This window comes from Roseococcus sp. (assembly GCF_965227005.1).
Lineage (GTDB): Bacteria > Pseudomonadota > Alphaproteobacteria > Acetobacterales > Acetobacteraceae > Roseococcus.
In genome coordinates, this window is sequence record NZ_CBDDFJ010000037.1 from 19,732 (window position 1) to 39,662 (window position 19,931).

Here is a 19,931-nt window from a genome sequence, read left to right on the forward strand (position 1 = left end):
ATAAAATGGAGACGTTCGCATGGATTTTTCGCGCCCTTCACGCCGGACCCTTCTTTCGGCCAGCCTCGCTGCCCCCATCCTCGCGAATCTGCCGGCGCGTGCGCAGGGCACATGGTCGCCGACGCGTCCGGTTCGCCTCGTCGTCGGCTTCACGCCCGCGGGCACCACCGACATCGCCGCGCGCCTCCTGGTCGAGCCGCTGTCGCAGCGCCTCGGCCAGCAGGTCGTCATCGAGAACCGACCGGGCGCGGGCGGCAATGTCGGCGCGGATGTGGTGGCCAAGGCCGATCCCGATGGCCACACGCTGCTGATGCAGACCATCAGCTCGGGCGCGATCAACTACGGGCTCTACGGCCCCCGGATGCCCTACAAGCCGGAGGATCTGGCGGGAATCAGCCTCGTCATCCGCGTCCCCAACGCGATCTTCGTGACGCCCTCGCTGCCGGTGAACACGCTGGCCGAGCTGGTGGCCCTGGTGAAGGCCAATCCGGGCAAGTTCAACATCGGCAGCAGCGGCGTCGGCACTTCGCTGCACATGACGGGCGAGTTGCTGAAGCTGGCGGCGGGCCTCGACCTGACGCATGTGCCGTTCCGCGGCGCCGGTCCCATGATGCAGGAGATCATCGCCGGGCGCGTCGAGGTCGGCGTGGATAATTTGCCGAGCGTCATCAACCACCTGCGCGAAGGTCGCCTGCGCCCGCTGGCCGTGACGACCGCCACCCGCAGCCCGCAGCTGCCCAACGTGCCCACGACGGCCGAGGCGGGCCAGCCGAACGTCGAGGCCACGGCCTGGTTCGGCCTTGTCGGCCCCGCGCGCATGCCCACGGCGGCGATCCAGCGCATCAACCGCGAGGTGGAAGCGATCCTCACCGAGCCGGCCATGTGGGCGAAATTCGCCGATCTCGGCGGCATGCGCGCCGATCTGGCGCCGGGCGGCGGCAGCACGCCGGAGAACTTCGACACCTTCATCCGCAACGAGATCGTCAAATGGACGGATGCCGTCCGCCGGTCGGGCGCGACGGTGGAAGGGGCATGAGCCGCCTCACACCCCGGCGCGCGGTCCTCGCCGCCGGCCTCCTCGCGCCCGCGATCGCCTGCGCGCAGAGCGGAGGGACGGGGAGCGTCTGGGCGCCGACGCGCGCCATGCGCCTCGTCATCCCCTTCCCGCCGGGCGGCACGACGGATCTGATCGGCCGCATGGCGGCCGAGAAGCTGGCGGCCAAGTTCGGTGTGCCCATGGTGGTCGAGAACCGCCCCGGGGCCGGGGGCAACATCGCCGGCGAGAGCGTGGTGCGGGCCGAGCCCGATGGCGGTACGCTCTTCTTCACCACCATCGGCACGGGCTCGATGAACTATTCCGTCTATGGCGCGCGCATGCCCTGGCGACCGGACGAGATGGCCTCCGTCGGCCTCGTCACGCGCATGCCCAATGTGCTGATGGTCGCCAACCGCATGGCCGTGCGCACCATGCCCGAGTTCCTCGAATTCGCCCGTGGCCGGCAGGGCGAGATCACCTATGGCACCGCCGGCATCGGCAGCAGCCCGCATGTCTGCATGGAGCTGCTGAGCCAGATCACCGGCATCCGCCTCGTCCACGTGCCCTTCCGCGGCTCGGGGCCGATGCTGACCGAGCTGATGGCCGAGCGCGTGGATTGCGGGATGGACAACATTCCCTCCTCGCTCAACTTCATCCGCGAGAACCTGGTCCGGGCGCTGGGCATGAGCAGCGCCCGCCGCGCGAGTGTCGTCCCCGACGTGCCGGTGATCGCCGACACCATCCCCGGCTTCGAGGCGACGGCCTGGTTCGGCGTGCAGACCTCGGCGCGGGTGCCGCGCGCGGCGATCGAGCGCATCGGCGCGGAGGTCGACACCATCACGCGCGATCCGGCCTTCCGCGCGCGGCTCGCGGAATTCGGCGCGGACGGGCCGAACCTGACGCCCGAGGGGGGCACCACGCCCGCCGCCTTCGAGGCCTTCGTCGCCGCCGAGATCGCCAAATGGGGAGAGGTCATCCGTAAGGCCCAGCTGACGGCCAGCTGACATGCGACGATTGGCGGTGGCCTGATCGCGAGGTCGGGGATATCTCGACGGCAACCCTTCCGGAGAGATGCCCTCGATGCTGTCCCGCCGCACCGCGCTTGCGCTTCCCGCCTTGCTGCCCGCCGCCGCTTCCGCCCAGGCCTCCTGGGCGCCGACCCGCGCCATGCGGATCATCGTTCCCTTCACCGCCGGCGGCGCCACCGACGTCACGGCGCGGATCGTCGCCGAGCGGCTGGGGCAGCTGCTCGGCCAGCCCTGCGTGGTGGAGAACCGCCCCGGCGCGGGCGGCAATATCGGCACCGAGGTCGTGGCCAAGGGCGAGGCCGACGGCCACACGCTGCTGATGTGCACGATCGGAACGGCCAGCATCAACCAGTTCCTCTATCCGCGCCTTTCCTTCGATCCCGTGCGCGACCTGACCTCGGTCGCGCTCGCGAGCCTCGTGGTCAATGCGGTGGTGGTGCCGCCGGACAGCCCGGTGCGCACCATCCAGGACCTGATCGCCGTCGCGAAGCGCGATCCGGGCGGGCTCAACTACGGCACGCCGGGCAACGGCACCTCGGGCCATCTCTGCGGCGAGTACTTCAAGTTCCGGACCGGCACGGAGATGGGCCATGTGCCCTATCGCGGCACGGGCGCGCTGATGCCCGACCTGCTGGCCGGCCGCATCCAGCTCACCTTCGACAACCTGCCCGCCTATATCCCGCATATCCGGGAGGGCCGGCTGCGCGTCGTCGCCCTGACGAGCAAGGAGCGCTGGTTCAGCATGCCCGAGGTGCCGACCGTCTCCGAAAGCGGCGTTTCGGACTTCGAGGCGGTGGCCTGGTTCGGCCTGCAGGTGCAGGCCCGCACGCCGCGTCCCGCGGTCGCGCGGCTGGAGGCGGCCGTGCAGGAAATCTGCCGCGAGCCCGCGACGGTCGCGAAGTTCCGCGAACTCGGCGCCATGCCCTCGCAGATGGGCGGCGCGGAGTTCGACCGCTTCATCGCCACCGAGAACGAGAAGTGGGGCGGCGTGGTCCGGGCGGCAAATATCCGCCTCGAATAGCGCGAAGGGGGGTGAGAGGGCCTTGCCGCCCCCTCACCCCATGATCGCTCAGGCGATCTTGGAGGCGATCCAGTCCTTCATCTGGCTGCGCGGCATGGCGCCAACCTTGGTGTCCACCGGCTTGCCGTCCTGGAACAGGATCATCGTCGGGATGCCGCGCACCGAATAGTTGTTCGGCGTCATCGGATTCTCGTCGATATTGACCTTCGCGATGGTCAGCTTGCCCTGATATTCCTGGGCGAGCTCGTCCAGGATGGGGGCGATCATGCGGCAGGGGCCGCACCATTCGGCCCAGAAATCCACCAGCACAGCGCCCTTGGACTCCAGCACGTCCTGCTTGAAGCTGTCGTCGCTCACGGCCTTGGTCAGTTCGCTCATCGGGGGTTCCTCGATTCCAATCGGATCAGAAAGTCGTGTCGCCCTGCCGCTTGGTCAAGCTGGCGCAAATCGATCCAGCAGGCCGGCGGGCAGGGGCATGGTGCGGGCACCATAGGTCCAGACCAGGGTGCACTCCACCGGACGCCCGGGGAAGGCCGCCCGCAGCACGGCCCGATAGGCCGCCATCTGCCGCAGATAGGCGGGCGGGGCGGCCTCGGGGTCGAGCGGCGGCGGGCGGTTGGTCTTGAAGTCCAGCACCAGGATTTTGTCCGGCAGGACCAGCAGCCGGTCCACCTGGCCGAGAATCAGCCGCCCGCCGATCCGCCCCGCGAGCGGCGTTTCGGCGAGACTGCCGGGGCCGAAGACGGGGGCGATCTGCGCATTGACCATCACGCCCAGCGCCTCGGCGAGGATATCCTCCACCTGGGCGGCGTCGAGGCCCTGGCCGGGCCGGGCCAGATAGGCGCGCCCGGCCGCCGCGCGCCGCTCCGGCGGCAGGTCGGGCAGGGATTGCAGCAGCGCGTGGATCAGATTGCCGCGCCGGAAGCGCCGGCCCAGCGGATCGCCCGGGGCGTGCGGGGCGGCGGCCGGCAGATCGACCTCCGTGTCTTCCATATGCGAGGGGGTGGCGATCTCCGGCGCCTCGACCGGCAAAGCGGGGATGCGCGCCCAGGCCGGCAGGGTCGCCGCCAGGCTGGCCTCGGGTCGCGCCTCGTTGCGGCGGGGATCGGTCTGCGCCGTCTCCAGCCGCAGCAGCGGGCCCTCCCCGAAGCCGGCGGGATCCGCGCCCCAGAGTTCCGGCTCGAAGCGCTGCGCGGCCATGCCCTTGAGGCGATGAAAGCCCGCCGCGACCTTCTCGTACCAGCAGCCGGCCACGGGCAGCCGCGCGCCGTGCCAGCCGCAGACGAGCAGCCGGTCCTCCGCGCGGGTCAACGCCACGTAGAGCAGGCGGTTGGATTCGCGCGCCTCGCGCTCGGCCCGCGCCGCGTCGGCCTCCACATAGGCCGGGGCCGCGAAGCCGCCCTTGCGCGGCGCCCAGAGCGGCAGGTCCTCCTCGGTCCAGCGCAGCCCGGCCGTTTGCGGCGGACCGCTGGTGGTGTCGGGCAGGATGACGATGGGCGCCTGGAGGCCCTTGGCCCCGTGCACGGTCATGACGCGCACCAGGTCGGCGCTGGTGTCGGGCTCGCGCTTCACCTCGGCGCTGGCGCGGCGCATCCAGTGCAGGAAGCCCTGGAGCGAGGCGGGATGCAGCCGCTCATGCGCCATGGCGGCGGTCAGCAGCTCGTCCAGCGGATCGGCGGCGTCGGGGCCGAGGCGGGCGAGCAGTCGCGCGCGGCCGCCGCGCTCGCCCAGGATCTCGGCGATGAGCGCGTGCGGCGGCAGATGGTCGGCGCGGGCGGTCAGGGAGGCCAGCAGATCGGCGGCCTGGCCGATGGGCGTGTCCGAGCCGCGCTCGGCCATCAGTCGGGCGAAGAGCGAGCCGGGGCGGTCATTGGCGAGGGCGAAGAGCTGATCGTCGTCGAGGCCGAGGATGGGCGATTTCAGCGCGGCGGCGAGCTGCAGCTCGTCCTGCGGCAGCAGGATCGCGTCCAGCACCGCCAGCACGTCCTGCACGGCGAGCTGGCCGACGAGCAGCATGCGGTCCACGCCGCCGACGGGCACGTCGCGCTCCTTCAGCGCCCGGACGAGATGGCCGAGGAAGGCGTTGCGCCGGCGCACCAGGATCAGGATGTCGCCCGCGCGGATGCGGCGGCCCTGGCCGGGGTCGCCCTCGTGCCGCGCGGGCAGGCGCTCGTGGCGGATCATGTGGTCGATGCGCGCGGCCAAAGCGGCGGCAAGGCGGGCGTCCGCGCCGGTCTCGCCCGTGGCGGCATCGGGCACGGCCCAGTCCGGCGGTTCGGCGCGCGCGCCCTGGGCCTGGAGCGGCCAGAGCTCGACCAGCCCGGCCGCGCCCTCGCGATCGGGCAAATGGCGCAGCACCTGCCCCTCTTCGATCACGCCCTCCCGCGCCGGACCTTCGGCGAAGACCGCATCCACCAGCGAGAGCACGGGCGGGGCCGAGCGGAAGGAGACCTCGAGCGGAACCGAGCGGAACTTCGTCGCGTCGATGGTCGCGCGGAACTCGCGCTCGGCGCGCGGCAGGCCGCCCGCATCGGCGCCCTGGAAGCCGTAGATGGACTGCTTCACATCGCCCACGGCGAAGATGGTGCGCGGCGGGCCGTCGCCGCGCGTTCCTTCGCCGGCGAAGAACTCGCCCGTCAGCGCGCGGGCGATGCCCCATTGCTCGGGATTGCTGTCCTGCGCCTCGTCCAGCAGCACGTGGTCGAGCCCGCCATCGAGCTTGTAGAGCACCCAGGCCGCGCCGGGATTCTCCAGCAGCCGCCGGGCCGCGGCGATCAGGTCGTCATAGTCCAGCCGGCCGATATGCTGCTTGGCCGCCTCGAAGCGCTTCAGCACGGGCAGGCCCAGCACCAGCGCGGCCTCGGTGGCGCGCAGCAGGGCAACGGCCTGGCGCTGGGCCAGGAAGGCGAGGAGCCGCTCGCCCTCCGCCTCGCAGAGGGTCTGGATGTGGCCCTGATTCGCGCCGGTGGACTTGGTCGCGAAGCTCTTGCGCAGCGTGCCGTCGCCGGTGACGAAGATGCTGATCCAGTCCTCCAGCAGCGCCTCCCGGCCGGCACGGTCCAGCGCCAGCCAGGCCTTCATCGCGGCGCCGCGCGGGGCGTCGGTCTTCTCGCTGCCGAGCGCGAGCATGGCGGCGGCGCGCGACAGGTCGTGCTCGTCGACGGGGGTGGCGGCGGCGCGGAGCATTGAGGCGTCGTCGGCATCGGGATCGATGTCGAGGCGCTGCGCGATCTCGGCCAGCAGCATGGGCAGGCCGCCCAGCGCCGTGAGTCCCGATTGCAGCATGGGCTCCGCACGCCGCAGCTCGGCCATCAGCCCGCCGAGGCCGCTCGCGCTGCTCAGCGCGGCGAGGTGTTCCAAGGCAGGGCTGATCAGCAGCTCCGCCTCGCGTGCCGTGGCGAGCTGCACGGTGGCGTCCATCTCCTCCAGCACGGAAAAGCCCGGCGGCAGGCCGGCCTCCAGCGGGAAGCTCCGCAGCAGCGACTGGGCGAAGGCGTGCAGCGTGGCGATGCGCATGCCGCCCGGCAGCTCTAGCACCTTGGCGAAGGCGGCGCGGGCCTGGGCCGTCTCGGCCTCGCTCGCCGGATGGCCCAACAGCGCGCGCAGATCAGCGGCGAGCGCTGCGGGCTCGGCCACGGCCCATTGGCCGAGGCGCTGGTTCAGCCGCGTCGCCATCTCGGCGGCGGCGGCCTTGGTGAAGGTGAGGCAGAGCAGCCGCTCCGGCCGCGCCCCGCCCAGCATCAGGCGCAGCAGCCGGTCGGTGAGCAGCTTGGTCTTGCCCGAGCCGGCCGAGGCCGTGACGAAGGCCGAAACCAGCGGGTCGGAGGCCTGGGACTGGCTGTGCCCCGCGATCTCGCGAGCAGTGAGGGCGATGCTCATTCCTCGCCCTCCAGCGACCATTCGGCCGTTCGCGCCAGATGCTGGTAGTCGGGCGACGCCTGACGGCCCGGATGCGGATGCGCGAGGAAGGGCGCGTCGCCCAGCAGGAAGTCGTCGGCGAGGCGGTGCAGGGCGCGCTGCGCCTGGGCGATGGCGTCGGGAATTTCCAGCTTCGGCACGATGACCTCTCCGGGCTCGGCCGCGCCGGTCACGCGCCAATATTCCAGCGAGGCGACGGTGCCCGCCGGCACGCCCTTGAAGGCGCCTTGCTCGGCCATCAGGGCCTCTAGCGGCAATTGCGGGGCGGTGCCGGCGCGGACCTGCTTGGCCGAGGGCACGGTGCCGGTCTTGTAGTCGAGGATGCGCAGGGTGTTGTCCGAGCGGCGGTCCACGCGATCGGCGCGCGCCTCCAGTGTCACGGTCCCGCCCGGGCGCTCGAGGTCCAGCTTGGCCACGCGCTCCACCCAGGTGGCGAGGAGGCCGGGGCGCTGCTTCGCCTCCATGCAGCGCAGATAGACGCCGATGCGCGCCAGGCGCGGCCGCCAGAGCGCGGCGATGGCCGGGCGCAGCGCGGCGCCGGCAAGCGCGCCTTCGGCCGCGTCGTCCCAAATCGCCGTGGCGGCGGCCTCTCCGGGCCAGACGGGCGGCAGCTCGGTCAGGAAGTGATGGATCGTGGTGTGGATCAGGTTGCCGTAATCGGCCGCGCCGGGCTCCTGCTCCAGCGGGTCGAGCGGGGAAAGCTTCAGGATGCGCCGCGCATAGAAGGCATAGGGATCGGCGATGAGGGTCGCGACGTCGCTGACCGTGAGGCGATGCGGCCGCGCCTCGGCGGGCGGGCGGGGCGCGGGGCGCGACCAGGGCACGACCTTCGCCGGCTGGTCGAGCAGCGGCGCCCAATCCGCGCAGGGATTTCCGGCCAGGCCGAGCCCGCGCTCCTGTCCGGCGAGGAAGGTGTCGAGCCGCGTCAGCCAGCGCGCCGGCACGCTGGGTGTGCCCCCGCGCCGCGCCGCGCGCGACAGCACCGCCTGGCGCGCGGAGGAGGCGGCGAGGAAGAAGTCGGCGGCCACGCGCCCGATGCGCAGCTCCGGCGAGGGCAGGCCGAATTCGCGCCGCATGGGGCGGCTCATCCAGGGGCCGGGGTCGCTCGCCTGGGGCCAGATGGTCTCGTCCAGCGCGCCCAGGATCACGCAGTCGAAGTCGAGCAGTCGCGCTTCCAACAGGCCCAGGATCTCCACCTGCGGATGGGCGGCGTCGCGACGCCCGCGCGAGATGCGCGCGGCCCGCGTGGTGCCTTGCGCGAGCGCCGCCTCGAAGAGCGAGGGCCATTCGGCGGGCGAGATCGGCGGCAGCTCGGCCATGGCGGGGCCCAGCGCGGCGAGGTGGCGCGCCAGGGCCTCGCCCTCGGCCTGGGCGTAGAGGCGCAGCCCGCCGGGGAGCTCGGGCGTGCTGGCTAGGGCCTCTGCGGCTTCCAGGTGCTCGTTCAGCAGGTCGGCCGGCGGGCGGAGGAGGGCGCGGGGCAGCGACTGGAAGGGGCCGAGCGCCGTCTCCAGCGCGTCGAGCAGCGGGGAGATGCGCGGGGCGATCTCGTCATCGCGCAGCCCGGCGATGGCCAGGCGCAGCCCCGCCAGACCCGCCGCCGGGGCGGGGCCGCGCAAAACCTTGCGCTCCAGCAGCTGCGCCGCGGAGAGCCATTCCGCGCGGTCCATGCCGGCGGCGCAGAGCGGATGCTTGAGCACCGAGAGCAACGCGACCGGCCCGCATTCCCCCGCCGCCAGATGCGCGATCAGCCGAAGAAAGACGCCCGGCGGCGTGTCGGAGAGCGGCTGGCCGGCGGAATCATCGGCGAGGATCCCGTGGCGCGGCAGCTCCGCCGCGACGCGCCGCGCGAGGTCGCGATCGGGCGTGATCAGCGCGGCCCGCGCACCGGGCATTTCCAGCGCGCCGCGCAGGGCGAGCGCGATGGCGGCGGCCTCGTGCTGGCTGTCGCTCGCCTCGATGCGCGAGAGACCGGTCAGCGCGATTTTCCAGCGGGCCGGGTCGCGATGTTGCCAGGGCACCAGATGCCCGGCCGGCAGCAGCGCGGTGCCGAGCAGGGCCGCGCGCTCGCCCGCATCCTCACCCGACCAGGGCTCGGCATCGGCCATGGTCGCGCCCATGCGGTGCAGCATGCGGCGCTGGCCGGCGAAGGGATGGGTGGGGGCCTCGAAGAGTTCCTCGAAGGGGATGGAGGCAGTGGCGGCATCCTCGCCGGGCAGCACGACGGCGCCTTCCGGCAGGCGGGTCGCGATGGTCTTCAGCAGGTCGGCCGCGGCGGGCACCGTGCCGCCCATGCCGATGCCGGCGGCGATCACCACGCCTTCGGGCGGCTCGCGCTCCCAGGCGTCGCGCTGGGCGCGCAGGGCCAGGACGCGGCGCACGCCGATGTCGAGCAGCGCGTTGCCGTGCAGCCAGCCCTGCCATTCCTCGACGACCGCGCGCAGGAAGATGGTGGTGATCTGCCAGTGCACGGCCAGCGCCTCGGGCACCAGCGTGTCCAGCCGCTCCAGCCAGCGGTGTTCGAGCAGTTCCGGATCGTCCGGAATCTCCTCGGCTTCCTCGAGCGCGATCTCGTCCAGCAGCTTGCCGAGCTCGGCGCCGAGCGCCCAGGCGTGTTCCGCCGTCGGCGGGCCGCCGCGCGAGGGCGGGCGCTTCGCCGCGAAGCTCGCCAGCACCGCCTGGCGGCGCAGCGGGTCCACGGCCGGCGGCAGGCGCAGCAGGGCCGGCAAGGCCAGCTCATCCGCATCCTCGACCGAGAGGCCGGCCAGAGCGCGCATGCGCGGCAGCAGCAGCGCCGGCACATCGACCTCGCGCAGGAAGGCCGTTTGCAAGGCGCGGGCGGCGCGGCGGGTGGGCAGGAGGATCGTCGCCGCCGCCAGGCGCTCGCCGGTGCCCAGCCGCGCCAGCGCGCCCCGCGCCAGGGTGGGAAGGAACGGCAGGCCCGGCGCGATGGAAAAGAGCTTCAAAGCCGCTGACCGAAGCGCCCGTTCCTCAGCCGTCTTTCGGTCCGGGTGAGGTCGGCCGGGGTGGAGAGGTGGAACCACTCGCCGTCATGCACCAGGCCGAAGAGGCGGCCGGCCGCGATGGCGCGGTCGAAGCAGCGGTTGAGGCTGAACCGGCCCTCCGGCTCGGGCGCGACCAGGGCCGGCGCCATCACCTGCACGCCGCCATAGATGAAGGGCGCGATCTCGGCGCCCTCCGGCCGGCGCAGCCGCCCCGCGCCGTCCAGGAAGAAGTCGCCGCGCCCGACCGCGCCTTCCACCCGCGAGGTGCGGATGAGCAGCAGCAGCGCGTCCATGCGCGCCGGGTCGAAATACTGGTCGAGGAGCGTCAGCGCGGGGGTGGGTCCGTCGAGCCAATAGGCATCGCCATTCACCACGGCGAAGGGCGCCTCGCCCAGGCGCGGCAGCGCGAGGCGGACGCCGCCGCCGGTCTCCAGCAATTCGGGCTCCAGCTGGAGGCGAAGGCGCGGCGACGCACCTCCGCGCGCGCCCAAGGCCTCGGCGACGCGCGGCGCGCACCAATGCGCGTTCACCACCGCCTCCTCCACCCCGGCCAGAGCCAGCCGGTCCAGCGCATGGTCGAGCAGGGAACGGCCGAGCAGCGGCAACAGGGGCTTGGCGGTCTCGGCCGTCAGCGGGCGCATGCGCTGCCCGAGACCGGCGGCGAGAACCATGGCGCGCTTCATGCGGGATTCCTTCGGAGCGCGTGCGGGACATGGGCGTCGAGGAAGCGCTTCAGCGGGGCCGTGGCCTCGTGCTCCAGCGCGCGATCGAGCAGCGCCCAGCAGCGTGGCCCATGGGCGAGGTAATGCGGCTTGCCGTCGCGTCGGTCGAGCCGGACCCAGAGCGAGGCCACCCGCAGATGCCGCTGCGCGCCATGCACGGCCATGGCGGCCCGCAGCTGAGCGGCGTCCACATCGGGGCGGTGGGCGAGGTATTCGCGGATCACCGCCTCGCGCAGGGCGGGCGCCACATCGCGCCGGGCATCCTCGACCAGCGAGACGAGGTCGTAGATGGAATTGCCCACCGCCGCGTCCTGGAAGTCGATCAGCGCCATGCCGCGCGATGTGGGGATGAGGTTGGCCGGGAAGAAGTCGCGATGGACGATGCCCGAGGCGGCGAAGGGCGCCAGCATCTCCCGGATCGCGGCATCGAGCCCGGCGCGGACCGCATCGGAGGGCGGCGCGCCGAGGACGGCGGGCCACCACCAGTCCAGGAAGGTCGCGGCGGCGGTGCGCGACATGGCCGCGGCATCCCAGGCGGGCAGGCCCTGGGGCGGCGGGGCAGCGTGCAGCTGCGCCATCGTCCGGGCGGCGGCGAGGTAGAGCGGCAGGGCCTCCGCGCCCGCATCCAGGACCTCGGCCATGCTGGCGGCGCCGAGATCCTCGACCAAAGCGAGGTTTTCGGCGGCCTCCACGGCGAGCACGGCCGGGGCGGGCACGCCGACGGCGTCCAGATGCCGCGCGACGCGCAGGAAGGCGGCCAGGTATTCCGCATCGGGCGTCTCCATCAGGAGCGCGCCGCGCGGTCCGCCGGTCAGGCGGGTGTAACGCTTGGAGGCATCGGCCTGCATGAGCTTCCGATGGGTCGCGCCGAAGCCGTTGGCCTCGAGGAAGGGCGCGCTCATGCCAGGCGGCCCTCCCAGCCTTCGAGGCGGGCCGAGCGGGAATCCTCGTCCTCGCCGGGCGTCAGGGTGACGCGCAGCGCGTCCGAAGGCGTGAAGGAGCCCAGGCGATCCGGCCATTCCACCAGCACGATGCCCTCGCGCGCCTCGTCCCAGCCCAGCTCCACGAGCCCGCTGGGGCCGGAAAGTCGATAGAGATCAAAGTGATGCGCGGATTTTCCGCCAGGCAGATCGTAGGTCTGGACGAGCGTGAAGGTCGGGCTCGGCACCTCCAGCAGGGGATCGCCGGCCGCCGCGCGGAGAAAGGCGCGGGCCAGGGCGGATTTCCCCGCGCCAAGAGGGCCTTCGAGCAGCAGCGCATCGCCTGGCCGCGCCAGCCCGGCCAGGCGTGCGGCGAGGGCCTCGGTGGCGGCGAGGTCGGGGAGAATCAGTTCCATGTCCCCCCATCTTGCCGTTCGCCACGGCAACCAGCAAACCATGCGGCAAAGGCTGGACGGTCCGGCCAAAGCGAGGCATGCCCAAGGCCATGAGCGAGATCATCGACACCGACGTGGCCATCATCGGCGCGGGCCCCTGCGGCCTCTTCGCCGTCTTCGAATGCGGCATGCTGAAGATGCGCAGCGTGGTGATCGACACGCTGGAGGAGATCGGCGGCCAGTGCGCCGCGCTCTATCCCGAGAAGCCGATCTACGACATCCCGGCCCATCCCTCGATCGCCGGCGCGGAGCTGATCGCGCGCCTGGCCGACCAGGCCGCGCCCTTCTCGCCCCACTACCTGCTGAACCAGCGCGTGGAGAGCCTGACGCCCACCGCCACCGGCTTCACCTTGACGACGAGCACCGGCCGCATCGTGACGGCCAAGGCGGTCATCATCGCCGCCGGCGCCGGCGCCTTCGGCCCGAACCGCCCGCCGCTGGAGGGCCTGCCGGGCTACGAGGCCAGCGGCGGCGTGCGCTACATGGTCACGAAGCGCGAGGAATTCCGCGGCAAGCGCGTGGTCATCGCCGGCGGCGGCGATTCCGCGGTGGACTGGGCGCTGAGCCTGAAGGACGTAGCGGCCAAGGTCGTCGTCGTGCATCGCCGCCCGAAGTTCCGCGCCTCGCCCGAGACGGCCGCCCAGCTGGAGGCCGCCGCCGCGCGCGGCGAGATCGAGATGGCGATCCCCTATCAGCTCCATGGGCTGGAGGGCGACGGATCGAAGCTCGATGCCGTGGTGCTGGCCACGCTGAAGGGCGAGGAAAAGCGCGTCGAGGCCGATCACCTCCTGGCCTTTTTCGGCCTCTCCATGGAGCTCGGCCCCATCGCGGATTGGGGTCTCGGGCTGGATCACAGCCACATCAAGGTCGAGCAATCGACCTGCGCGACCAATATCCCCGGCATCCACGCGATCGGCGACATGGCGACCTATCCGGGCAAGCTGAAGCTCATCCTCCAGGGCTTCTCCGAGGCCGCGATGGCGGCGCATGCCATCCACCCGCGCGTCTTCCCCGGCGAGGCGCTGCACTTCGAATACTCGACCAGCAAGGGCGTGCCGGTGTGACGGCTGCGTCCGGTGACCGGAAGGCGGGGCCTGAAGGTCTGAATCGGCCGCTGGAAAAGGACGCGCGCCGCTTCGCCCCGGCGGTGGCGCGCAACCGCGACCCGCTGCTGGACGTGCTGCGCGGGGTCCTGCCCGAAGGCCTCGTCCTGGAGATCGCGTCCGGCTCCGGCGAGCACGCGGTCCATTTCGCCGGCGCGCTGCCCGGCCTGACCTGGCAGCCGAGCGACCCGGAGGAGGGCGCGCGCGCCAGCATCGACGCCTGGACGCAGGCGTCCGGCCTGCCGAATATCCGCCTGGCGCTGGCGGTGAACGCCGCGAGCCGGCCCTGGCCGATCGCGGCCGTGGACGCGATCTTCTGCGCGAACATGATCCACATCGCGCCCTGGGCAGCCGGCCTCGGCCTGCTGCGCGGCGCGCGGGAGTTGCTGCCGCCGGGCGCGCCGCTGGTCCTCTACGGCCCCTTCCTGCGCGCCGGCGTCCCGACGGCCCAGGGCAATCTCGACTTCGATGCGAGCCTGCGCGCGCGCGACCCCGAATGGGGCATCCGCGCGCTGGAGGAGGTGGCCCGCGCGGCCGAGGGTTTCGCGCTCGACCGGGTGGTGGAAATGCCGGCCAACAACCTGACGGTCGTCTTCCGCCGGCTCTGAAGGCTCCGGAGCCCGTTTGAGAATTCCTGCGGGTCGGTCTCGCGGGACGTTTCCGCGTCCGGCGCCTTCCAGCCACGGAAAATCCCTCGCGATTCCTCCGCCGCCGGAATTCCCAAACGGGCTCTCAGCCCAGCAGGCGCGCCAGGCTTTCGGCATCTAGTTCGCGCATCACCGGATGGGGCGAGAAGCTCTGACCGGTCGAGCCCTCCAGCATCTGCAGGGCGGCGGTGGCCAGGGGCGTCGGCTGGCGGGTCGCGCGGCCGAGCGCGTCCAGGAAGGCAAGGCCCGCGCCGATCTCCGTCAAGGGCGGCAATGCCTCGGGCAGTCCGCCCTGCTCGGTCACCATCGCGGCGATGCTGGGGATCTGGCCGCGCCCGCAGGCCTGGGCCAGGGCGTCGCGCTCGGCGGCCAGGCCCAGCAGCAGGCGGCCCATGGATTGCGCCACGCTCGCCGGGGCCAGGAGCCGCGCCGCGCCGATCAGCGGCGTGGGCTCCGCCAGGCCTGCCGCCAGCGCATCCGCCAGCGGCTCGACGGGCAGGCCGAAGAGCGCGCCGAGCGTCTCCGCGATCCGCGGCATGGCCGGGACGGGCAGGGCGCCCGCCCAGATCCGAGGGCGGACCGCGGTGATGTGGATGGCGCCGTCGCCGTCGCGCCGCGCGGCGACGGGCGGCACCGGCAGGGCGCCGACCCGCAGCGAAACCCCGCGCGAGGCCAGCAGCCCGTGCAGGACCAGGGGCGCCAGCGCGCCGGGCGGCGCGAGAAGGACCTCGGGGTGGCCCATCAGCGTCGCGGCCATGCGAGGCAGGAATTGCGGCAGCACGTCGCCGGGCAGGGCCACGATCACGACCTCCGCGCCGTCGAGCGCGCGGCCGATATCCGCCGCGATCCGGAGCTTCCAGCTGCCCTTGAGCAGTCCGCGCGTCTTGATGCCCTCGACGAGATGGCGCGTGCCCCCGCCGCGCGGGGACCACAGCGTGACCTCATGCCCACGGCTCGATGCGATCGCCGCCATCGCGCTGCCGGCCGCCCCCGCGCCCAGAATGGCGACCTTCATGCCCACGAAACCCCCTGATCCATGCCAGACTGCCTAGCGGAATCGGTCCGGTCCATCTCTGTCACACAGGATTCGCCATGTCGTCATTGCCCTGTTGCGGAACCGCATATAGCGAAGCGGCATGAGCACAGACGCCGCAGCATCCCCCATGATTGCGACCGGTCCCGTCGCCGCCAAGCGCGGCAGGCCGCTCCGCTTCACGCCCCGCATGCCCGGCCATCTCTGGAACGACGTGCTGGGGGACCGGCCCCTGGGCGGCCGCTTCCGCGCGGCGCGGCGCCTCGCCTGCGTGGTGCTCTTCACCTTGTTCTGCATCCCGGTCCAGGCCGTGCTGATCCAGTTCTCCGGCCCGGCCAAGAACCATTTCGCGCGGTTCTATTTCCGCACGCTGTGCCGGCTCATCGGCATGAAGCTGCGCGTGCTCGGGGCGCCCTCGGCCCTGGCGCGGACGCTCTACGTCTCCAACCACACCTCCTGGCTCGACATCCTGGTCCTGGGTGCGACCCTGGACGCGCGCTTCGTCTCCAAGTCCGAGGTGGCGGAATGGCCGCTGATCGGCTGGGTGGCGAAGCTCGGCCGCACGGTCTTCGTCAGCCGGAGCCGCGGGCGCACCGGCACCGAGGCGCAGGATCTGCGCCTGCGGATGGAGCAGGGCGAGAGCCTGATCCTCTTCCCCGAAGGCACCACCAGCGACGGCACCCGCGTGCTGCCCTTCCGCTCCTCCTTCTTCTCGGTGGCGAGCGCCGCGGCCTGGATCAAGCCGGTCACGGTCGTCTATGACCGCCTGGGCGGCCTGCCCGTCGGCCGGCGCGACCGCCCGCTCTTCGCCTGGTACGGCGACATGGAGACGGGCAGCCACGCCTGGCAGCTGCTGCGCCGGACCGGCACGCGGGTCAGCGTCGTGCTCGACGAGGGCTTTCCTCCGGAGGTCGTGCCGGACCGCAAGGCGCTGGCCGCACGGGTCGGGCGCTCGGTGACGCAGACGGCGGCGGCGTTGCGCCAGAACCGCGATGTCGCCTGACCTTTCCTCGCTTATCGCTTGACCGACGCGGCCGCCCTCTGGGACCGTTCCTTCCATGAGACGCCCTCCCGTTACGCTGGAACGGGGCCGCTCTTCTTGACCACGCGGCTCAGTGTCCGCATTCCCTCCCCCTGGACCGTCCCCGCGACGGCCTGCGAGGGATTTTCATGACGCATTCGACCCCCCCGGCAGCCCTCGGCGCCAAGAAGCGCCTCTTCCTGCGCAGCTGGGGTTGCCAGATGAACGTCTATGACACCGGCCGGATGGCGGATGTCCTGGCGCCGCTCGGCTATGAGCCGGTGGACGCGCCCGAGGGCGCGGACATGATTATCCTCAACACCTGCCACATTCGCGAGAAGGCGACGGACAAGCTCTTCTCCGAGCTCGGCCGCCTGCGGGGCATGAAGGAGAAGAAGCAGGCCGCCGGCGGCGAGATGGTGCTGGCCGTGGCCGGCTGCGTCGCCCAGGCCGAGGGCAAGGAGATCGTCATCCGCGCGCCCTGGGTGGACATCGTGCTGGGGCCGCAGAGCTATCACCGGCTGCCCGAGATGGTCGCCCGCGCCGGCCGCGCGGCGCGCGCCGTGGTCGAAACCGACTTCCCCGTCGAGGAAAAGTTCGACCACCTGCCGGAGGCCTCCGCGCCGCAGGGCGTCACCGCCTTCCTGACCATCCAGGAGGGCTGCGACAAGTTCTGCTCGTTCTGCGTCGTCCCCTATACGCGCGGCTCCGAATACAGCCGCCCGGCCCAGGCCGTGCTCGCCGAGGCGCGGCGCATGGTGGCGCAGGGCACGCGCGAGATATCGCTGCTCGGCCAGAACGTGAACGCCTATCACGGCGAGGGGCCCGATGGCCGGGAATGGGGACTGGCGCGGCTGCTCTACGCGCTGGCCGAGATCCCCGGTCTGGATCGGCTGCGCTACACCACCTCCCATCCGCGCGACATCGACGAGGCGCAGATCGCCGCCCATCGCGACATTCCCGCCGTCATGCCCTTCCTGCACCTGCCCGTGCAGTCCGGCTCCGACCGCATGCTGGAGGCGATGAATCGCGGCCATACGGCGGAGGAATACATCCGCCTCGTCGACCGGCTGCGCGAGGCCCGGCCGGACATCGCCTTCTCCACCGACATCATCTCCGGCCATCCCGGCGAGAAGGACGAGGACCACGCGGCGACGATGGCGCTGATCCGCCGCGTCGGCTTCGCGCAATTCTTCTCCTTCAAGTATTCGCCGCGTCCTGGCACGCCGGCCGCAGGGGCCCCATATCGTGTGGATGAGGCCACCAAGGACCGCCGCCTGCAGGAGGTTCAGGCCCTGCTGATCGAGCAGCAGGCCGCCTTCAACGCGTCCAAGACCGGCCAGACCGTGCCCGTTCTCTTCACCGGGGCCGGGCGCCAGCCGGGGCAGTTCTCGGGCCGCACCCCCTGGCTGCAGCCTGTTCACGTCGCGGGGGACGCCTCCCTCCTCGGCCAGATCGTGCCGGTGCGAATTCTCGCCGGCCAACCCTACTCCCTGCACGGGGAGCTGCTTCACGCCTTGCAACAGGAGAAGAACGCCGCTTGAGCAACGCCCTCGCCCTCCGCAGCCGCTCCGGGCCTCCGGGCCCGCCCCCGTCCGAGCAACGCAGCGTCACGCTGCAATTCGAGGACAATGCCCTTCTGCCCCTGCTCTATGGCGAGCATGACCGGCATCTGGCGCGGATCGAGCAGCGATGCGGGGTCCGATTGGCGAGCCGCGGCAATCGTCTCACCATCACCGGCACGAGCGAGCGGACGGAAATGGCGGAGCAGGTGCTGCGCGGGCTCTGGCGCGGGCTGGAGCGCGGCCAGTCCCTGACCGCCTCGGAGGTCGAGGCCGCCATCCGCATGGCCGAGGGCGAGATGGAGCAGGACCCCCGCTTGCCGCTTCAGGACATCCCGCAGATCCGCACCAAGCGCGGGGCCATCGGGCCCCGGACCCCGGCGCAGTCCGCCTATATGGACATGCTGGCGCGCGACGAGATGGTCTTCGGCGTCGGCCCGGCCGGCACGGGCAAGACCTATCTGGCCGTGGCGCAGGGCGTGGCGCTGCTCCAGGCGGGACGCGTGGACCGCATCGTGCTCTCCCGTCCGGCCGTCGAGGCGGGCGAGCGGCTGGGCTTCCTGCCCGGCGACATGAAGGAGAAGGTCGACCCCTATCTCCGCCCCCTCTACGACGCCCTGCACGACATGCTGCCGGCCGAGCAGGTGGCCCGGCGTCTGGCCGCCGGCGAGATCGAGATCGCGCCGCTGGCCTTCATGCGCGGCCGCACCTTGGCTCATTGCTTCGCCATCCTGGACGAGGCGCAGAACACCACCGCCGCCCAGATGAAGATGTTCCTGACCCGCATGGGCGAGGGGACGCGGATGGCCATCACGGGCGATCCGAGCCAGGTGGATCTGCCCCCCGGCCAGAAGTCGGGGCTGGTAGAAGCGATTTCCATCTTGCGTGATGTGCCGGGAATTGGTTTCACCCATTTTGACGAGCGCGATGTGGTAAGACATCCGCTCGTGGGCCGGATCGTGACGGCGTATGGACGTGCAGAGAGCGGCCGCCCTTCCAGACCCCAACCGGGGACGGGGCGCGCCGCTGGGAAGGAGTTGGATGTCGCCGGGAAGTAGTCTGCCCGACAGTGGTTTTGCCGCTGCCGGGCTTTCGGATGTCGAGATCGTCTTCGCGGCGCCCGGTTGGAGGGGTGCTGTGCCCCGTGCCGAGGCGCTCGCGCGCCGTGCCGTCGAGGCTGCCCTGGCCGACCAGGGCGCCACCGGCCATCTCACCCTCCTCCTCACCGACGATGCCGAGATCCGCCGGCTCAACGGCGGATTTCGCGGCAAGGAGAAGGCGACCAACGTCCTGTCCTTCCCCGCGCCCTATGGCAGCCTGACGCTGGGCGACCTGGCGCTGTCGCTCGGCGTGGTGCGGCGCGAGGCGGAGTCCGAGGGGCGTCGCCTCTCGGCGCATTACGCGCATCTGATCGTGCACGGGGTGCTGCACCTGCTGGGCCACGACCATCTCGTGGCCGGCGACGCGGTGGTGATGGAGCGGGCCGAGGCCCGGATCATGCACCGCCTGGGCCTGCCCAATCCCTGGCGCACGCGCTGGATCGACGGGGGCGTGGTGGTCTGATGCCCTCGGACCACCATCCCAGGAATCACGACGTGATCCGCCGCCTGCGCGGCCTCTTCGGCAAGCGCGAGGAGAGCCTGCGCGATCGCGTCGAGGAGCTGATCGACGCGCCGGACGAGCTCGAGACCGACGCCCGCACCCTCGGCCCGCATGAGCGCGCCCTGCTCGGCAACGTGCTGAAGCTGCGGGGCGCGACCGCTTATGACGTGATGGTGCCGCGCGCCGATATCGTCGCGCTGCCCTATGACCTCACGCTGGAGCAGGCGCTGGCCTCCGTGCAGCGCGAGGGCCATAGCCGGTATCCCGTCTTCCAGGGCCAGCTCGACGACGTGCTGGGCATGGTCCACATCAAGGACATCTTCGCCGCGGTCGGCCGACAGGCGCCCTTCAACCTGCGCTCGATCCTGCGCAAGCCGCTGCTGGTGGTGCCGAGCGTGACCGTGCTCGACCTGCTGCTGCGCATGCGCGAGGCGCGCATCCACATGGCGCTGGTCGTGGACGAATATGGCGGCATCGACGGGCTCGTGACCATCGAGGACCTCGTCGAGACCATCGTGGGCGACATCGCCGACGAGCACGACGAGATCATGGCCCCGCAGATCATCGAGCGCGCCGAGGGCGTGCTGGAGGTGGATGCGCGCACCGAGATCGAGGCCTTCGAGGAGAAGATGGGCCCCATCCTCACTGACGAGGAGCGGGGCGGCTCGCATATCGACACGGTGGGCGGGCTGGTGCTGACCCTGGCCGGCCGCGTGCCGGCGCGCGGCGAGATCTTCACCCATAGCTCGGGGCTGGAATTCCGCGTGCTGGATGCGGATGCGCGGCGCATCCGACGGCTGCGCGTGCGGCGGCCGGCGGCCTCGGACGGCGCGCAGGCGGCGGAATAGGACGCATCGAGGC

17 protein-coding genes are annotated in these 19,931 nt (G+C 71.9%); 10 read left to right on the top strand and 7 right to left on the bottom strand.

What is annotated here, in order from left to right:
- Window positions 1-19 precede the first annotated feature (19 nt).
- The 3 genes from ACO057_RS19830 to ACO057_RS19840 all read left to right on the top strand — a co-directional run bounded on the left by ACO057_RS19830 (window position 20) and on the right by ACO057_RS19840 (window position 3,085).
- Entirely contained in the window at window positions 20-1,036 is a 1,017-nt protein-coding gene (locus ACO057_RS19830; RefSeq protein WP_421994688.1) for a Bug family tripartite tricarboxylate transporter substrate binding protein, read from the top strand.
- Entirely contained in the window at window positions 1,033-2,040 is a 1,008-nt protein-coding gene (locus ACO057_RS19835; protein ID WP_421994691.1) for a Bug family tripartite tricarboxylate transporter substrate binding protein, read from the top strand. The genes ACO057_RS19830 and ACO057_RS19835 overlap by 4 nt, the downstream gene beginning before the upstream one ends.
- 76 nt (window positions 2,041-2,116) lie before the next feature.
- A complete protein-coding gene (locus tag ACO057_RS19840) occupies window positions 2,117-3,085 on the top strand; it encodes a Bug family tripartite tricarboxylate transporter substrate binding protein (RefSeq protein ID WP_421994693.1) in 969 nt (322 codons plus the stop codon).
- A 48-nt stretch (window positions 3,086-3,133) separates the two neighbouring features.
- On the opposite strand, the gene trxA is transcribed toward ACO057_RS19840, so the two are convergent.
- The 6 genes from trxA to tsaE are packed head-to-tail and all read right to left on the bottom strand — an operon-like array spanning window position 3,134 to window position 12,063.
- Window positions 3,134-3,463: a thioredoxin TrxA gene (gene trxA, locus ACO057_RS19845; protein WP_421994695.1), complete on the bottom strand. Its 330-nt coding sequence runs from the start codon at window positions 3,461-3,463 to the stop codon at window positions 3,134-3,136.
- 54 nt (window positions 3,464-3,517) lie between these two features.
- Complete coding sequence (gene addA / locus ACO057_RS19850) at window positions 3,518-6,964, bottom strand: double-strand break repair helicase AddA (RefSeq protein ID WP_421994697.1); 3,447 nt, start codon at window positions 6,962-6,964, stop codon at window positions 3,518-3,520.
- Window positions 6,961-9,966 (bottom strand): double-strand break repair protein AddB, encoded by a 3,006-nt coding sequence (gene addB / locus ACO057_RS19855; RefSeq protein WP_421994699.1) that lies wholly within the window; start codon window positions 9,964-9,966, stop codon window positions 6,961-6,963. Before addB ends, addA begins: the two co-directional genes overlap by 4 nt.
- The gene (locus ACO057_RS19860) at window positions 9,963-10,688 is read right to left on the bottom strand and encodes a nucleotidyltransferase family protein (RefSeq protein WP_421994701.1); all 726 of its coding nucleotides are present in this window, start codon (window positions 10,686-10,688) and stop codon (window positions 9,963-9,965) included. The genes addB and ACO057_RS19860 overlap by 4 nt, the downstream gene beginning before the upstream one ends.
- Complete coding sequence (locus tag ACO057_RS19865; RefSeq protein WP_421994703.1) at window positions 10,685-11,629, bottom strand: aminoglycoside phosphotransferase family protein; 945 nt, start codon at window positions 11,627-11,629, stop codon at window positions 10,685-10,687. Before ACO057_RS19865 ends, ACO057_RS19860 begins: the two co-directional genes overlap by 4 nt.
- On the bottom strand, window positions 11,626-12,063 hold the full coding sequence (tsaE, locus tag ACO057_RS19870; protein ID WP_421994705.1) for a tRNA (adenosine(37)-N6)-threonylcarbamoyltransferase complex ATPase subunit type 1 TsaE: 438 nt from the start codon (window positions 12,061-12,063) through the stop codon (window positions 11,626-11,628). The genes ACO057_RS19865 and tsaE overlap by 4 nt, the downstream gene beginning before the upstream one ends.
- An 89-nt stretch (window positions 12,064-12,152) precedes the next feature.
- On the opposite strand from tsaE, the gene ACO057_RS19875 reads away from it, so the two are divergent.
- The gene (locus ACO057_RS19875; protein ID WP_421994707.1) at window positions 12,153-13,166 is read left to right on the top strand and encodes an NAD(P)/FAD-dependent oxidoreductase; all 1,014 of its coding nucleotides are present in this window, start codon (window positions 12,153-12,155) and stop codon (window positions 13,164-13,166) included.
- Window positions 13,163-13,813 carry a DUF938 domain-containing protein gene (locus ACO057_RS19880; protein ID WP_421994709.1) on the top strand — a complete coding sequence of 217 codons (651 nt, stop codon included), beginning with the start codon at window positions 13,163-13,165 and terminating at the stop codon, window positions 13,811-13,813. The genes ACO057_RS19875 and ACO057_RS19880 overlap by 4 nt, the downstream gene beginning before the upstream one ends.
- A gap of 124 nt (window positions 13,814-13,937) precedes the next feature.
- Here the strand turns inward: ACO057_RS19880 and ACO057_RS19885 are convergent, their stop codons facing one another.
- A complete protein-coding gene (locus tag ACO057_RS19885) occupies window positions 13,938-14,867 on the bottom strand; it encodes an NAD(P)-binding domain-containing protein (RefSeq protein WP_421994711.1) in 930 nt (309 codons plus the stop codon).
- Window positions 14,868-15,015: 148 nt separating this feature from the next.
- Between ACO057_RS19885 and ACO057_RS19890 the strand changes: the two genes are divergently transcribed.
- The 5 genes from ACO057_RS19890 (at window position 15,016) to ACO057_RS19910 (ending at window position 19,918) form a co-directional block, all read left to right on the top strand.
- Window positions 15,016-15,888, top strand: a complete 873-nt coding sequence (locus ACO057_RS19890; RefSeq protein ID WP_421994713.1) for a lysophospholipid acyltransferase family protein — start codon at window positions 15,016-15,018, stop codon at window positions 15,886-15,888.
- 167 nt (window positions 15,889-16,055) lie between these two features.
- Window positions 16,056-17,450 carry a tRNA (N6-isopentenyl adenosine(37)-C2)-methylthiotransferase MiaB gene (miaB, locus tag ACO057_RS19895; protein WP_421994715.1) on the top strand — a complete coding sequence of 465 codons (1,395 nt, stop codon included), beginning with the start codon at window positions 16,056-16,058 and terminating at the stop codon, window positions 17,448-17,450.
- On the top strand, window positions 17,447-18,526 hold the full coding sequence (locus tag ACO057_RS19900) for a PhoH family protein (RefSeq protein ID WP_421994717.1): 1,080 nt from the start codon (window positions 17,447-17,449) through the stop codon (window positions 18,524-18,526). The genes miaB and ACO057_RS19900 overlap by 4 nt, the downstream gene beginning before the upstream one ends.
- Before the next feature lie 79 nt (window positions 18,527-18,605).
- Window positions 18,606-19,031, top strand: coding sequence for an rRNA maturation RNase YbeY (ybeY, locus tag ACO057_RS19905; RefSeq protein ID WP_421994719.1), 426 nt, complete (start codon window positions 18,606-18,608; stop codon window positions 19,029-19,031).
- A complete protein-coding gene (locus ACO057_RS19910) occupies window positions 19,031-19,918 on the top strand; it encodes a hemolysin family protein (RefSeq protein WP_421994721.1) in 888 nt (295 codons plus the stop codon). The genes ybeY and ACO057_RS19910 overlap by 1 nt, the downstream gene beginning before the upstream one ends.
- Window positions 19,919-19,931: the final 13 nt, after the last annotated feature.

Coding starts and splice junctions, on each gene's coding strand:
- ACO057_RS19835 (WP_421994691.1), top strand. CDS start 1,033: ATGAGCCGCCTCACACCCCGGCGCGCGGTCCTCGCCGCCGGCCTCCTC.
- miaB (WP_421994715.1), top strand. CDS start 16,056: ATGACGCATTCGACCCCCCCGGCAGCCCTCGGCGCCAAGAAGCGCCTC.
- ACO057_RS19860 (WP_421994701.1), bottom strand. CDS start 10,688: ATGAAGCGCGCCATGGTTCTCGCCGCCGGTCTCGGGCAGCGCATGCGC.
- ACO057_RS19865 (WP_421994703.1), bottom strand. CDS start 11,629: ATGAGCGCGCCCTTCCTCGAGGCCAACGGCTTCGGCGCGACCCATCGG.
- ACO057_RS19910 (WP_421994721.1), top strand. CDS start 19,031: ATGCCCTCGGACCACCATCCCAGGAATCACGACGTGATCCGCCGCCTG.
- ACO057_RS19830 (WP_421994688.1), top strand. CDS start 20: ATGGATTTTTCGCGCCCTTCACGCCGGACCCTTCTTTCGGCCAGCCTC.
- addA (WP_421994697.1), bottom strand. CDS start 6,964: ATGAGCATCGCCCTCACTGCTCGCGAGATCGCGGGGCACAGCCAGTCC.
- ACO057_RS19840 (WP_421994693.1), top strand. CDS start 2,117: ATGCTGTCCCGCCGCACCGCGCTTGCGCTTCCCGCCTTGCTGCCCGCC.
- tsaE (WP_421994705.1), bottom strand. CDS start 12,063: ATGGAACTGATTCTCCCCGACCTCGCCGCCACCGAGGCCCTCGCCGCA.
- ACO057_RS19885 (WP_421994711.1), bottom strand. CDS start 14,867: ATGAAGGTCGCCATTCTGGGCGCGGGGGCGGCCGGCAGCGCGATGGCG.
- ACO057_RS19875 (WP_421994707.1), top strand. CDS start 12,153: ATGAGCGAGATCATCGACACCGACGTGGCCATCATCGGCGCGGGCCCC.
- trxA (WP_421994695.1), bottom strand. CDS start 3,463: ATGAGCGAACTGACCAAGGCCGTGAGCGACGACAGCTTCAAGCAGGAC.
- ACO057_RS19890 (WP_421994713.1), top strand. CDS start 15,016: ATGATTGCGACCGGTCCCGTCGCCGCCAAGCGCGGCAGGCCGCTCCGC.